Origin of the sequence: Arthrobacter sp. C9C5 (genome assembly GCF_013359735.1) — a bacterium.
GTDB lineage: Bacteria > Actinomycetota > Actinomycetes > Actinomycetales > Micrococcaceae > Arthrobacter.
Window position 1 is genome coordinate 77,027 of the sequence record NZ_JABFMX010000018.1, and the last position, 13,477, is coordinate 90,503.

Annotated in this window: 14 protein-coding genes; 3 read left to right on the forward strand and 11 right to left on the reverse strand. The window is 67.9% G+C overall.

Going from position 1 to position 13,477, the window contains the following annotated elements:
* Positions 1-8 precede the first annotated feature (8 nt).
* Positions 9-626: an HD domain-containing protein gene (locus HNO80_RS14360; protein ID WP_249777356.1), complete on the forward strand. Its 618-nt coding sequence runs from the start codon at positions 9-11 to the stop codon at positions 624-626.
* Here HNO80_RS14360 and HNO80_RS14365 read toward each other — a convergent pair.
* The 7 genes from HNO80_RS14365 to HNO80_RS14395 form a co-directional block, all read right to left on the reverse strand.
* On the reverse strand, positions 623-1,930 hold the full coding sequence (locus tag HNO80_RS14365) for an ATP-binding protein (protein ID WP_175323529.1): 1,308 nt from the start codon (positions 1,928-1,930) through the stop codon (positions 623-625). The genes HNO80_RS14360 and HNO80_RS14365 overlap by 4 nt on opposite strands.
* A 135-nt stretch (positions 1,931-2,065) precedes the next feature.
* A complete protein-coding gene (locus HNO80_RS14370) occupies positions 2,066-3,646 on the reverse strand; it encodes an amino acid permease (RefSeq protein WP_217500941.1) in 1,581 nt (526 codons plus the stop codon).
* Between the two features lie 27 nt (positions 3,647-3,673).
* A complete protein-coding gene (locus HNO80_RS14375) occupies positions 3,674-5,089 on the reverse strand; it encodes an aspartate ammonia-lyase (protein ID WP_175323530.1) in 1,416 nt (471 codons plus the stop codon).
* Between the two features lie 8 nt (positions 5,090-5,097).
* The gene (locus HNO80_RS14380) at positions 5,098-6,138 is read right to left on the reverse strand and encodes an asparaginase (protein WP_175323531.1); all 1,041 of its coding nucleotides are present in this window, start codon (positions 6,136-6,138) and stop codon (positions 5,098-5,100) included.
* A gap of 70 nt (positions 6,139-6,208) precedes the next feature.
* Complete coding sequence (locus tag HNO80_RS14385) at positions 6,209-6,916, reverse strand: FadR/GntR family transcriptional regulator (RefSeq protein ID WP_175323532.1); 708 nt, start codon at positions 6,914-6,916, stop codon at positions 6,209-6,211.
* A gap of 135 nt (positions 6,917-7,051) precedes the next feature.
* Positions 7,052-7,648, reverse strand: coding sequence for a DUF305 domain-containing protein (locus HNO80_RS14390; protein ID WP_175323533.1), 597 nt, complete (start codon positions 7,646-7,648; stop codon positions 7,052-7,054).
* Between the two features lie 112 nt (positions 7,649-7,760).
* Entirely contained in the window at positions 7,761-8,210 is a 450-nt protein-coding gene (locus HNO80_RS14395; protein ID WP_175323534.1) for a DUF6153 family protein, read from the reverse strand.
* A 139-nt stretch (positions 8,211-8,349) separates the two neighbouring features.
* Between HNO80_RS14395 and HNO80_RS14400 the strand changes: the two genes are divergently transcribed.
* Both HNO80_RS14400 and HNO80_RS14405 read left to right on the forward strand, forming a co-directional pair.
* A complete protein-coding gene (locus tag HNO80_RS14400; RefSeq protein ID WP_175323535.1) occupies positions 8,350-8,685 on the forward strand; it encodes an ArsR/SmtB family transcription factor in 336 nt (111 codons plus the stop codon).
* Entirely contained in the window at positions 8,682-9,737 is a 1,056-nt protein-coding gene (locus HNO80_RS14405) for a cation diffusion facilitator family transporter (protein ID WP_175323536.1), read from the forward strand. The genes HNO80_RS14400 and HNO80_RS14405 overlap by 4 nt, the downstream gene beginning before the upstream one ends.
* A gap of 6 nt (positions 9,738-9,743) precedes the next feature.
* On the opposite strand, the gene HNO80_RS14410 is transcribed toward HNO80_RS14405, so the two are convergent.
* The 4 genes from HNO80_RS14410 to HNO80_RS14425 form a co-directional block, all read right to left on the reverse strand.
* Positions 9,744-10,700, reverse strand: a complete 957-nt coding sequence (locus HNO80_RS14410; protein ID WP_175323537.1) for an L-lactate dehydrogenase — start codon at positions 10,698-10,700, stop codon at positions 9,744-9,746.
* Positions 10,701-10,721: 21 nt separating this feature from the next.
* The gene (locus HNO80_RS14415; protein WP_175323538.1) at positions 10,722-11,465 is read right to left on the reverse strand and encodes a glucose 1-dehydrogenase; all 744 of its coding nucleotides are present in this window, start codon (positions 11,463-11,465) and stop codon (positions 10,722-10,724) included.
* Positions 11,466-11,630: 165 nt separating this feature from the next.
* Entirely contained in the window at positions 11,631-12,248 is a 618-nt protein-coding gene (locus HNO80_RS14420) for a uracil-DNA glycosylase family protein (RefSeq protein WP_175323539.1), read from the reverse strand.
* 317 nt (positions 12,249-12,565) lie between these two features.
* The coding region (locus HNO80_RS14425; RefSeq protein WP_175323540.1) for an HNH endonuclease at positions 12,566-13,477 on the reverse strand (912 nt) is incomplete at its 5' end.

Sequence of the window (13,477 nt, forward strand, 5' to 3'; positions counted from 1 at the left end):
CTGGAAGCATGTCAGAACCAGAGTTCATGGAAGCGGCCGTGCCGAAGACCGGTTTTACCGTCCAGACGGCCAGGGTCCTCGCCGAGGTGGCCCACAACCGGCAGAAGGACAAGCTCAAGCGGCCCTACCGCGAGCACGTGATCGCCGTCGGCGATGCGCTGGCCGACTTCGATGACGACATCCGGATCGCCGGATACCTGCACGACATCGCGGAGGACACCCCGATGACGCGGCAGGCGCTGCTGGAGATGGGCGTTTCCGAGCGGGCCGTGGACATCATCGAGCGCGTCACGAAGCGCCTGCACGAGAATCCGGACGACTACCAGGCCGGGATCCGCTACATCGCCGAGGACCATGATGCCACCCTGGTCAAGATTGCCGACAACGCCCACAACTCCCTGCCCGAACGGGTCAAGGCGCTGGCGGAGAAGTGGCCGGATAAGCCGCCGGTCACCCGCTACGACGACGCCCGGCCGGTGCTGTACGCCGCGGTTCCCGTGGAGGAAATCCGCAAGATCCTGGCCCGGATCAACCCGTGGCTGCTCGAGGAGCTCGATGACATGCTCGACGAGGCCGACGACACCGACTACGAGAACCTCTCCTACGACAGCACCCCGGAGGGCTAGACCCGGCCCAGCAGGTCGATGTCCTCGAGGAACTCCTGCTGCACTTCCGCGCTGACCGTGGTGCGGGTGTCCGCGATCGCGTCGAGGTAGTCCTGCGTCGCCGGGCCTTTCCGGACCGCCTCGCGGACGGACGCCCCGCCGTCGCTGTCCATTCCGTAAACGGCGCTCTCCAGCGCGCGCTGGGAAGCGCTCCGGGCCGCGTATTCAATGTCCGCGGGGGAGAAGCCTTCGGTCCGGTCCACCAGCAGCTCCACGTCCACATCGTCCACCACAGTGGCGGGGATAAAGCGCTGCCACATGGCCTCGCGGGCCAGGCGGTCCGGCAGGCCGATCGGGATGACGTAGTCGAAGCGGCCGTGGCGCAGGAACGCGGAATCCAGGGCACGGATGAAGTTGGTGGCGCAGACCAGCAGCCGGCCGGGCTGTTCGCGGAAGGCCGGAATGATTTTCAGCAGCTCGTTGGTGACGCCCTGCAGCGGCGACGGCGGCTCGCCGGAGCGCTGCGAGGCGATCTCCTCCACCTCGTCGATGAACACGACGGCGTGTTCCAGCTCGGCGATCTCCAGGAAGGTCTCGCGCAGGGCACCGGCCAGGCCCATCGGATCGGAGGCAAGCCGGGAGGGGAAGACCTCCACAAAGGGCCACTCCAGCCGGGACGCAATTGCCTTGGCGAAAGTCGTCTTGCCGGTGCCGGGAGGGCCGAACAGCACGACCGCGCGCGGCGGGACCACACCGTACTCGTCCGCGAGGTCGGCTTCGGCCAGCGGCAGCACGAGGCGGCGCTCCAGGAGTTCCTTCTCGTTGCGCATGCCGGCGACGTTTTCCCAGAGGTCGCGGGCAAGGATCCGGCCGCCCAGCTGGCTCAGCGGCTCGAGTTCCTGGCGCTGGACCGGGATCCTGCGTTCGAAGTAGCGCAGGTTCTTCTTCAGCACGAAGCCGCGGCTGAGGAAGGCCTCGACGCGGGTTTCGGACTCCGGCATGAGCGCGGAGAGCTTGTTCAGCCCGTGCGGGGCCATCCGGTTTTCCACGGAGGCCAGCAGCGAGGTGCCGATTCCGCGGCCGCGGAACTCGGGCAGGGTGGCCAGGAAGACGATCCAGCCCTGGTCGTGCGCGGCGCGGCCGACGGCGGCGCCCACCACCTGCTCGCCCTGCACCGCGACGACGGCGTGGTCCTTCTCGCACGAGGCGAGGACCTCGGAGAGCGCGTAGACCGGCTCGACATTCGTGGCCTTGAGGGATTCCCAGAGGTGCAGGATCCCGTCAAGGTCGGCCGAATGGAAATCCCTGATCCGCCAGTTGGTCATGAGGTGTCTCCCGGTGGTTCGTCGCTGAGCCAAGTGGAACTGTTGTTCCGAGCTTAGGCGAACCGGGCGAGGCGCCGCGCCGCATTACGCGGCGCCACCGCCCAACTGCGAGTCAGTTGGGCGGCGGCCCAGGTGCTAGTGGCCGTCCGGCGAGCCGGCGGTTGGCCGGTTGGCCACCAGCGGGTACGGCCCGGTGAAGCCGTCGCGGACGGCAGCGATCTCCAGGATGCGGTGCCGGCAGAGGCGCCACCCGAGCATCAGGAGCGGGACGATGACCACGAGGGACGCGATGGTCCAGGTCCCCACCGGCGAGTCAAACGCCATCAGGACCAGCACCGCCAGCAAGAACGCGAGCGTGATCCAGCCCGTGACGGGTGCGCCTGGCATCCGGAACGCGGGCCTGAGCAGTTCCCCGCGGGCTGCGAGCCGGGCAAGCTGCATCTGGCACAGGACGATCATGGCCCAGGTGCTGATGATGCCCAGCGACGCGACGTTCAGGACGATCTCGAAGGCCTCGGCCGGGACCACGGCGTTCAGGATGACGCCCAGGACGGCCACGCCGGCAGTGAGGGCGATGCCGCCGTAGGGCACGCCTGCCTTGTTCATCCGGGCGGCGAACTTCGGCGCGGACCCTGAAACGGACATGGAGCGCATGATCCGGCCGGTGGAGTACAGGCCGGCGTTGAGCGAGGAGAGGGCCGCGGTCAGGACCACCAGGTTCATGATGGCGTCCACGCCGTCCACACCAATGGAGCCGAAGAACGTCACGAACGGGCTTTCCCCGGCCTTGTAGGAGCTGTAGGGGAGCAGCAGCGAGAGCAGTACGAGGGAGCCGACGTAGAACACGGCGATGCGCACGATCACGGTGTTGATGGCCCGCGGCATGATCTTTTCCGGGTTTTCCGTCTCGCCCGCCGCGGTGCCGATCAACTCGATCGAGGCGTAGGCGAACACAACGCCCTGCATCACCACGATCGCCGGCAGCAGGCCGTTGGGGAACAGGCCGCCGTTGTCCGCGATCAGGGTGAAGCCCACCTCCTGGCCGGCGACGGGGGTGCCGAAGATGACGAAGTAGATGCCGACTATCAAGAAGGACACGAGCGCCACTACCTTGATGAGGGCGAACCAGAATTCGAGCTCGCCGAACACTTTGACGCTGATGAGGTTCAGGCCCAGCACCAGGATGAGGGCGGCAAGTGCCCAAGTCCACTGCGGTACGTCCGCGATCGGCGCCCAGTACTTCTTGAAGAAGTTCATGTACAGCGCGACGGCGGTGATGTCCACGATCGCGGTCATGGCCCAGTTCAGCCAGTAAAGCCAGCCGGTGACGAACGCGGCTTTCTCGCCGAAGAATTCGCGGGCGTAGGAGACGAAAGAGCCTGATGACGGCCGGTGCATCACGAGTTCGCCGAGGGCGCGCAGGATCATGAACGCGAAGAACCCGCAGAGGGCATAGCTGATGATCAGGGCCGGTCCGGCGGTGGCGAGTCGGCCGCCGGCGCCCATGAACAGGCCGGTGCCGATGGCGCCGCCGATCGCGATCATCTGGACCTGCCGGGGTTTCAGGCCCTTGTGGTAGCCCTGGTCTTCGGCGTGGAGTGCGGCCTCGGAGGCGTGGGCATGCGCCGGAATGGTGTGGTCGGAGATGGCCTGCTGCGGGGTTGGCTGTTCCTGAGCCGGCGGTTTTTGGGCGCGGGCAGTTTCTGGATAGGTCATGGGGGTCCTTCGGGGTTCGAGGGTGCGCTACTTGCTCAGGTTGGCCAGGCGCTGCGGGCTGAGCAGTTCGGTGAGCTGCTCGGCGGTGAGCAGCCCGTGTTCGAGTACGAGTTCCGCGACTCCCTTGCCGGTGGCAAGGGCTTCCTGCGCGATGGCCGTGGCGGTCGCGTAGCCCAGCTGCGGGTTGAGGGCGGTGACGAGGCCGATTGACTGTTCCACCGTCAGGCGGAGCCGTTCGGTGTTGGCGGTGATACCCCGGACGCAGCGGGCCGTGAGGGTGCGGCACGCGGCTTCCAGATGCGAGATGCTCTTGTGGAGGCTGTGGACGATGATCGGTTCGAAGGCGTTGAGCTGGAGCTGGCCGGCTTCTGCGGCCATGGTGATGGTGACGTCGTTGCCGATGACCTCGTAGGCAACCTGGCTGACCACCTCCGGGATGACCGGGTTGATCTTGCCGGGCATGATCGAGGAGCCGGACTGCACGGCCGGGAGGTTGATCTCGCCGAAACCGGCGCGCGGGCCGGAGGAGAGCAGCCGGAGGTCGTTGCAGATCTTGGACAGTTTCACGGCCACCCGCTTCAGCACCCCGGAGAGGTGCACGAAGGCGCCGACGTCCTGGGTGGCCTCGATCAGGTCAGCGGCCGTGACCAGCGGCAGGCCGGTGATCTCGGCAAGGTGCCGACAGGCGGCCTCTGCGTAGCCGGCCGGGGCGTTCAGGCCGGTGCCGATCGCGGTGGCCCCGAGGTTGATTTCGTGGATCAGCAGGTCGGCTTCGGCAAGGCGGAGCCTGTCCTCGCCGATCGTGACGGCGTAGGTGCCGAACTCCTGCCCGAGCGTCATGGGGACGGCGTCCTGCAGCTGGGTGCGGCCCATCTTTACCACCGTGCGGAATTCGACGGCCTTGGCGGCGAAGGCCTCTTCCAGCTCGGTGAGGGCTTCCAGCAGTTCCCGGGCGGCGAAGATCGTGCCGAGTTTGACCGCGGTGGGGTAGACGTCGTTCGTGGACTGGCTGAGGTTGACGTGGTCGTTGGGGTGCAGCCGTGCGTAGTCGCCCTTCGGGTGTCCGAGGATTTCCAGGGCCCGGTTGGCGATCACCTCGTTGGCATTCATGTTCGACGACGTTCCCGCACCGCCCTGGATGACGTCCACCACGAACTGCTCGCTGAGCTTGCCGCTCATAACATCGGTGCAGGCGTCCTCGATGGCCCGGGCGCGCTCGGCGTCGAGCAGCCCGAGCTCGTGGTTGGTGCGGGCGGCGGCCAGTTTCACGGCGGCCAGCCCGCGGACCAGGTACATGTTGGAGGACAGCGGCTGGCCGGTAATGGGGAAGTTCTCCACGGCCCGGAGGGTGTGGACACCCCAGTAGGCGTCGGCGGGAACGTCCCGGTCGCCCAGGAGGTCATGTTCGGAGCGGAAGTCGGCGGATTCGTCGAGCGGGGTCATAGCGGTCCTTAGAGGGCGTGGGGGTCGTTGAAAGTTCCGGGGGAGGCGAGGAAATCGGTAGCCTGCAGCAGTCCGACGGGCAGGCCGCCGCCCAGCACAGCTGACTTGGCAAGCCCCGCCAGGGGCGAGGTGTCGACGTCGAGCGCCTCCAGGAGGCGCACGGTGACAGGCATCCGGGCGCGGTCCCCGCCGTCGGAGATTTTGACGGCGACGGCGCGGCCGTCCGGAAGGCCCACCAGCTGGACGCCCTCGAAGCCGTCCTTCGCGAGGAGGCCGGGGACCAGGCGCATCAGCGCGGTGACATCCCGGTCCTCGCCCGCCACCATCCCGGGGTGGCGGCGCATGGCGTCGGCCACGGCAGCCTCCGCGCTGTCGGATCCCGTTGCCGAGGCCAGCTTGCCGAAGGCGCGGGCCATGCCGCGCAGGGTCAACGCGAACAGCGGGGTGCCGCAGCCGTCGGTGGACGTGCGCTGCGGCTGCTCGCCGGTCAACTCCACCACCGTCCGGGCCACGAGTTGCTGCAAGGGGTGCGCCGGGTCCAGGTATCCCCCGACGGGCCAGCCGTTGATGACACAGGTGGCTGCCATCGCGGCGTGCTTTCCCGAGCAGTTCTGCGCCAACCGGGTGGCCTCCCCGCCGCCGCCGAGCCATTCCTCGCGTTCGCGGACGCCGTAGGGGAGATCGGTGCTGTTCTCGAGGTCAGCGGGGTTGAGGCCGTACAGGTCCAGGATGCGCAGCGCGCCGTCGCGGTGGCTGGCGGCTCCGGAGTGGCTGGCGGCGGCTAGGGCGAGGAGTTCCTCCGGGAGGTCGAGGCCGGCGCGGACCATGGCGACGGCCTGCAGGGGCTTAAGGGCGGAGCGCGGGTAGAACGGGGCGAGCGGCTCGCCGGCGGCCAGGAGAGTCCGGCCATCCGCCGCGGTGGCGATGGCCGAGCCGTAGTGGACGCTCTCCGCCACGCCGTCGCGGGTCTGGACCGCAACTGGGACGTGCTGCGGGAGCCTCGCCGGGGCCGGTGGAGTTGGAATATGCGCGACGGCAGGGGAAGTCATTGCGTCCTTAGCAGTGGAGGTGTTCATTGCTGGTCAAGCTGCTGTTGCTGGGTCTGTCCGCTGGGCCGGTTCACACGCCGGCGCGGGGATGCAGGATCGAGGCGAGGGCAAGACCAACGGCGTGCAGGTGCTGGCTCATGGCGATCCGCGCCGTTGCTGCGTCGCCGGCCTCGATGGCGGCCAGGATGCGCCGGTGCTCCTCATCCGAGGCGTGCTGGCGGTCCGCCACCATATTCAGGGTCTCCGACTGATGGGCCAGGGCCTCGCGGATGTCCGCGACGACGTTCTCGAAGACCTTGTTCCGGCTGGCCTTCGCGATCAGGGCATGGAAATTCGAATCCAGGCCGACCCACACTTCGGGGTCGTCCTCGGCGGTCATGGCCGCGACGATGTCCCGCATGGTGTCCAGTTCCTCCGGCGAACGGCGTTCCGCGGCGAACCCGGCGGCCGGAACTTCGATGTGGGGGCGGGCCTCAGTGAGGTCCAGGGCGGAGTACTGGCCCAGGACCAGGTCTTTGGCCACATGGTCCGCGACGACGAAGGTGCCCCGCCCGGTCCTCGTGACGGTCAGCCCCAGGGCGTTGCAGGAACGCAGGGCCTCGCGGACAACGGAGCGGCTCACACCGTACTGCTGGGCGAGCGTGGCTTCGGAGCTCAGTTTGGCGCCGATGCCGAGCTTGCCGGATTCGATCTCGGAGCGCAGGACGTTGAAGACCGCTTCGGCCGCGCTGAGCCGGGCGAGGGGTTGTCCGGCTGTCCGGCTGTCTGACAGGTTCACGCCTCAAATATGGCAGAGGTCACACCGGGGTGTCAACTGTGCTGCCGGGGCCAAGCTTGGCCGAGCGGACACTTGGGGCCCACTTCGAGCGCCCAGTCAGGGCCCCACGTGTCCGCTCGGCCTCAGCGAGCGAGGCTAGAGGCCGGCCAGCAGCCCCTTCATTTCCTTGATTTCGTCCGTTTGGGAGGCGGCGACGTCCTTGGCCAGTTTGATCGCGTCCGGGTTCTTGCCGCTTCGGACCTCCGCGTTGGCCATCTCGACGGCGCCCTCGTGGTGGGCGATCATTTGGGTGAGGAACAGCTTCGCGGCCTCGGGGCCCGTGGCGGCGTCGAGCTGGCGGATCCCGTCATCGCTCACCATGCCGGACATGACGTGGCCTCCCGGCATTTGGGTGGATTCGTTCCAGCTCCGGAGCCAGCCGGTCATCCGTTCGATCTCCGGCCCCTGGGCAGCCTTGATGCGGCCGGCCAGGGCGGTCACCTTGGGGTCGATGCCCTGCTCCTTGAGCATCATCTCGCTCATCTCGACAGCCTGGGCGTGGTGCGGGATCATCCCCTGGGCGAACATGGTGTCCGTGCCGTTGTGGTCCGCGGCTGCGGGCGCGGAGCTTGATCCCGCGCTGCTGTGGTCCATGCCGGGCATGCTGCTGCCGGAGCTGGTGCTGGCGGAGCAGCCGGCCAGGGCGATGATCGCGGCGAGGGCGGTGGCGGGGATTGTCAGTGCTTTGTTCATTAAAACCTGTCCTTTGGAAATCCGGCGTGCGCCGGCGTCGGACGATGCGAGCCTGAGGGGGTGCGCACCGTGTGGGGGCGTGGGTGCCGACGAAACGCGGCACGGATCCCCTTTACGTCCGGCTAATGGACAGCTCGTTCGGCGTTGGCGTGGTGGGGAGGTAGGAGTAGGCGGGGAGCTGGTCTACTTCCGCCGCGCTCCGTGGCTGGACCGCGAGCAGCGTTGTCCCGGGCAGGGGGGCGCTCAGGGAAGCGCCCGAGGGGGCCGGGGTGCACGACGTGTGTGCCGCGTGCTGTTCGCCGCAGCCCCCACCGCAGACGCACGACGCCGGCGTCGGAGTTTCGTGGTGGGTCGCCGGGCCGGTGTGGTCGGACGCTGCGTGGCCGGATGCTGCGTGGTCGGACGCCGGGGCGGTCTGGGTGTACGCAGCCGAGGCGTGTGCTCCGTGGGTGCCGGCGAGGACGTGCATGCCAAGAAGCCCGGCAAGCACGGCGAGGATGCCGGCTAGCAGGGCGAAGCGGAGGAGGCCGGCGGCCGGATTATGCTTCGATGCTTCGGCCACGTCGCAACTCCTTCCAGGCTGAGGTCCCGCATTTCAGGCTACCGGTGTTCAACGATGGTTCCGCTGATTGTGTTCCGGCCGCCCACGTCCAGTTCGGTTAACAGTTGGCCCAACGCGGCAGGTGTGACAGTATCTGCGTATGAATGCAGATATGCAGGTTGATGTCGACAGCCCCCACGTGGAGCTGGCCGTCGAAGTATTTTCCATGCTGGCCGACGCTACGCGGGTCCGGCTGATCCTCGCTCTGGGGGACGGTGAGCTGCCGGTCAACGCCTTGGCGGAGCGGGTCGGGAAACCGGCCTCTGCCGTCTCGCAGCATCTGGCCAAGATGCGGCTGGGCGGTATGGTCGCCACCCGGCAGGAGGGCACCAAGGTCTTTTACCGGTTGCAGAATGATCACGCCCGTCAGCTGGTGATGGATGCAATCCACCAGGCCGAGCACGCGCTAGGCACTGCCCCGGGACACGGCGCATGAGCGGGCCGGGGAACGCTGTGGGCGAGCACCGCCATGGGGAACACGACGACCGTGAGCACCCGCACGGCCATGACCACCCGCATGATCACGACCACCCGCATGGACACACCCACGCCTCCGGGCTGAAGGGCTGGCTGCACGAGCTCTTCGTCCCGCATTCCCATGACGCCGCAGACTCCATCGACGAGGCACTCGAGTCCAGCGCCCAAGGCATCCGCGCAGTCAAGGTCTCCCTGCTGGGCCTCGGCGCCACGTCGCTGTTCCAGCTGGCGATTGTGCTGATCAGCGGTTCGGTGGCGCTGTTGGCGGACACCGTGCACAATTTCTCCGATGCGCTTACCGCGGTGCCGTTGTGGATCGCGTTTCTGCTCGGCCGCCGCAAACCGACGCGAACCTACCCGTACGGCTTCGGCCGCGCCGAGGACCTGGCCGGACTCTTTATTGTCGCCATGATCGCCCTCTCCGCGGTGGTGGCCGCCGTCGAATCAATTCGCCGCTTCTTCGAACCGCAGCCCGTGCAGAACCTCGGCTGGGTCCTCGCGGCCGGCCTTGTCGGCTTCGCGGGCAACGAGCTGGTGGCGATCTACCGGATCCGGGTCGGCCGGCGGATCGGTTCCGCGGCGCTGATCGCCGACGGCGTGCACGCCCGGACTGACGGCTTCACGTCCCTCGCCGTGGTGGCCGGTGTCATCGGCGTCTGGCTCGGCTTCCCGTTGGCGGATCCGATCGTGGGGCTGCTGATCTCCGTGGCGATCATGGTGCTGCTCTGGGGCACCGTGCGCGACGTCGGGCGGCGGCTCATGGACGGCGTCGACCCCCAACTGAGCGATGCGCTGGCCGGCGTCGTCCGGGAACGCTCGCCAATGGGCGGGACCTCCCGGCTGCGCTGGTCCGGCCACCGGCTGCACGCCGAGATCACCGTCCCCCTCAGCCCGGACGCCCGGCTGGTCGATCTTTCGTCGGTGGCCGCGGACCTGGAGGAGGGCGCCAGGGCGGCGCTGCCGCACCTTGGCTCGGTGACGGTGGTGCCGTCCATAACGCAGCCCGCTTAGTCGGGGTCAGATCCCCAGGGAAGCGAGGCTCTGCCGGAGGGTCTCGGCCGAGTGGTGGAGGGAGGCGAGTTCGCCCTCGTCCATGGGCGTCTCCAGGACCGCGCGCACGCCGCCGTTCCCCACGATGCTGGGCAGCGAGAGGGCGATGCCGTCGATCCCGTACTGCCCGCCCAGCACAGTGGAAACCGGGAGCACCGCGTTTTCCGAGCGCAGCAGGGCCTCCACGATCCGGGCGCCGGAAAGCCCGATCGCGTAATTCGTGGCGCCCTTGCCGGCAATTACCTTGTAGGCGGCCTGCGTGACTTCACGGGCGGTTTCGGTGAGGTATCCGGGCGTGAAAATGCGCTCGCCGTCGACCTTCCAGTCCCGGATCGGCACCGGGCCGATGGTCGCGCCGGACCAGACCGGGAATTCGGTGTCGCCGTGTTCGCCGACCATGCTGGCGTGCACGCTGCTCACGGATACCCCCGCGCGGTGCGCCAGCAGCCAGCGCAGCCGCGAGGTGTCCAATACGGTGCCGGAGGAGAAAACCCGGGAGGTCGGCAGCCCGGTGATCTTTTGCGCGGCCACGGTCAGCACGTCACAGGGGTTGGTGACAAGCACGTAGACCGCGTCTGGGGCGTGGTCGAGCAGTTGCGGCATGAGCTGCTCGAGGATCCGGACGTTGGTGCCGGCCAGGTCCAAGCGGGTCTGGCCTGGCGCCTGTTTGGCCCCGGCGGTGATGACGACGACGTCGGCGCCTTCGGTGACGCTGATGTCCGCGCCGCCGCTGACGGTTGCCGCCGCCGCGGTGAACTGGGTGCCGTGCGCCAGGTCCAGGACCTCGGCCTCGGCCTTGGCCGCGTTGACGTCGAAGAGCGCGACGTGGCTGGCCGAGCCGCGGATCAGGGCGGCGTAGGCCAGCGACGTGCCGACGCTGCCGGCGCCGATGACGGCCAGTTTGGACCCGGAACGTGCGGACATAAGCCTCTCCATCTTGCGCGGTCAGCTGCCGGGCGGCACGACGGTGCCCGCGGTTTCGCCGCCGTCGATCACGAATTCGGCACCCGTGACAAAGGAGGATTCCTCGCTGGCCAGATAGACGGCGAGCTGCGCGATCTCGGCGGGTTGGCCGATCCGGTGCAGCGGCACATGGCCGGTGTCGAAGGTCATGCCCTCGGTCATGGGGGTCTGGATGACGCCGGGGTGCACGGAGTTGACGCGGATCCCGTCCCGCCCGAGGTCGAGTGCGGCTGCCTTGGTCAGGCCGCGCACGCCGAATTTCGACGCGGTGTAGCCGGCGAGGTTTTCGTAGCCGCGCAGCCCGGCGATGGAGGAGACGTTGATGATGGAGGAGGTACCCGCCCTGGCCAGCGCGGGGGCGGCGGCCTTGATGCCATTGAAGACGCCGGTGAGGTTCACCTCGATGATCCGGGCCCATTGTTCGTGCGGGTAGTCGTCGATCCGCCCGAAGTTCACGATGCCGGCATTGTTGACCAGGATGCTCAGGCCGCCGAACGCGGTGACTGCCTCGTTGACTGCGGCGTCCCAGTCCGCCGGGCTGGTCACGTCCAGGTGAACGTAGCGGACGCCGTCGCCGAGTTGAGCCAGCAGCTGGGCGCCGTCGTCGTCCAGCACGTCGCCGACGACGGCCGTCGCCCCTTCGTCAAGGAAGCGCCGCGCGATCGCGGCGCCAATGCCGCGGGCGCCGCCGCTGATCAGTGCAACTTTGCCGTCCAAACGTCCCATACCGGTTTCCCTCCCAAGGCGCGACCGTCTGCGCTGTATCCTTCTGCGACGGGCCGGCCGTGATTCGGTCAGCTATCCCAGCTTGGCTGTGGGAGACGTGGTTGGGCAGGGCCGTTGGGCCCAATGGCGACGTCGGCAGGCGGCGGCGAGCCGACGTCGTGACCCCTAGAGGTGCTGGATTCCAGCCCGCTGCATGGCGTCCTTGTAGACCGCGACGTTCTTGGCCAGGAGTTCTTCCTGCTTGGCCGGCGATACAGCAAAGGCGCGGCCGCCCAAGGCGGTGGCTTTGTAGATCTTCACGCCGCGGTTCTTCAGTGAGGAGTGGTAGGTCTTTTCGAAAAGCGTCAGGAAGGCGTGGGCGTCGGCGCCGTGGGCGATGATCGCGGAGGTGCGCTTGTTGATCTTCATGAACTGGCGGAAAGGCCGCAGGCCGTCGGTCTTTTCCTGGACGTTCAGGGCTGAGGGGAGCTCCGGGTCGCGGACCCAGGGGTAGGCGTTCCACGGCATCACGTAGCGCGGGTCGAGTTCGACGGCTTCGTAGATGGAGGTGGCGCGGCGGGCTGCCTCGTCCTCGTTGAAATGCGAGACGAACCCTGATTCGCAGCCCTTGCCGGGCGCGATATGGAGGCTGACGATCCGGCACTCGTCCTCGTCATGGACGGGGTCGATGTACGGGACCACGGATCCCGGCTTCTTCTCCATCAGCTCGTCGCAAAGTTGGGTCACGGCCGCGATGTTCGGTTCCTGCAGCAGAGTCTTCTTTTCGTCCCAGTCAATCGTCACGATTTCTCCCTCAGCACTCGGCGTCCAGAATCAGGCGTCTTGTTCCACTCTACGCTTCTGTGCCGGAGGGTGTTTTCGCGCGTCGCGGAAGAGGCGACCGACCCCTAGCCTCGGCTCCAGGGCAGGCGTACGCTTAAAGCGCCTGCAGGTAACCACTTGATTAAGCCGGGTCGTTCTGGACATGAAAATGTCCGAGCCGTCTCATAGCGAGATCGCGAAGGTACCTGCAGGTCCTGTGTTTAAGGGATATTTGGCGAACTGTCGGCCTCCCTATAGTCCCTAAGCAGACCGTGGACGGCCAACCTAGTCCCTAAGTCTCAGGCCGCTCTCGCAGTCCCGCCCCTCCCGAGCTTCAGCACCTTGGCGAGGTGACGAACCTTTCGGCGCTGGCCGAATGTCGCCGTCGACCCATACGCCGTTCCCGGCAACGGCGGGGCGGTGGAGTAGCAGCTGTGGCCGGTCGGCGTCCTTAATTGGAGGGCGTGCCGCCCAGGACCGGGGCGGGGCTGGGCACACCAGCCGGGGGCCTCTTTGGTGTGATTGCAGGCTTCGCAGAGTCCGGCGCCGTTGGCTGTTGTGGTTGCGCCGCCGCGGTGCCGGGGAACGATGTGGTCCAGGTGGCGGATGGGGGCGTCGCAGTACGGGGTCCGGCAGGTGTCGTCCCGCGCCTGGATGAACCGGCGCAGCCCGGTCGGGAAGATCCGGGCGCGGGAGTCCATTCCGACGAGCTCGCCCGTAGCCGGCGCGGTGTAGAGCCTGCGCAGCCAGGCCGCAGAGGCGCGTTCGTCACCCGGGCCGCCCGCAGTACCGGTGCCCGCGTCCTTAAGCAGTGCACGTGCCCACCCGGCGGGGACGATGCCGTACCCGGGAATCCGCGCCGGTTCGCTGTCCCCCTGGAAGAGGGTGCGGTCGGTCATGACGAGCTGGATTTCGATGCCGCTGATCCCGCCGGCCTTTCCGGTGGTGCGTTCGACCAGTGTGTCGGCCATCAGTTGGCCCCGGCTCCTGGAATCCCCGGCGGACCGAAGAGTATCCGCTTGCAGCGTCAGGGCTCCGTGCACGGACACCCCCTCCGCGACCGGCAACAACGCAGTCAGATAGCACATGGTGTCGGGGGCCGGGCGGAGGCTGACGCGGCGTTCGGTTTCGGCGTGGGCGGCGCGCTGGGTGACGCAGCGCGGGTCGCGCCGGTACGCGGCGGTGCGTGCCGCGGCCACTACCGCGCGATC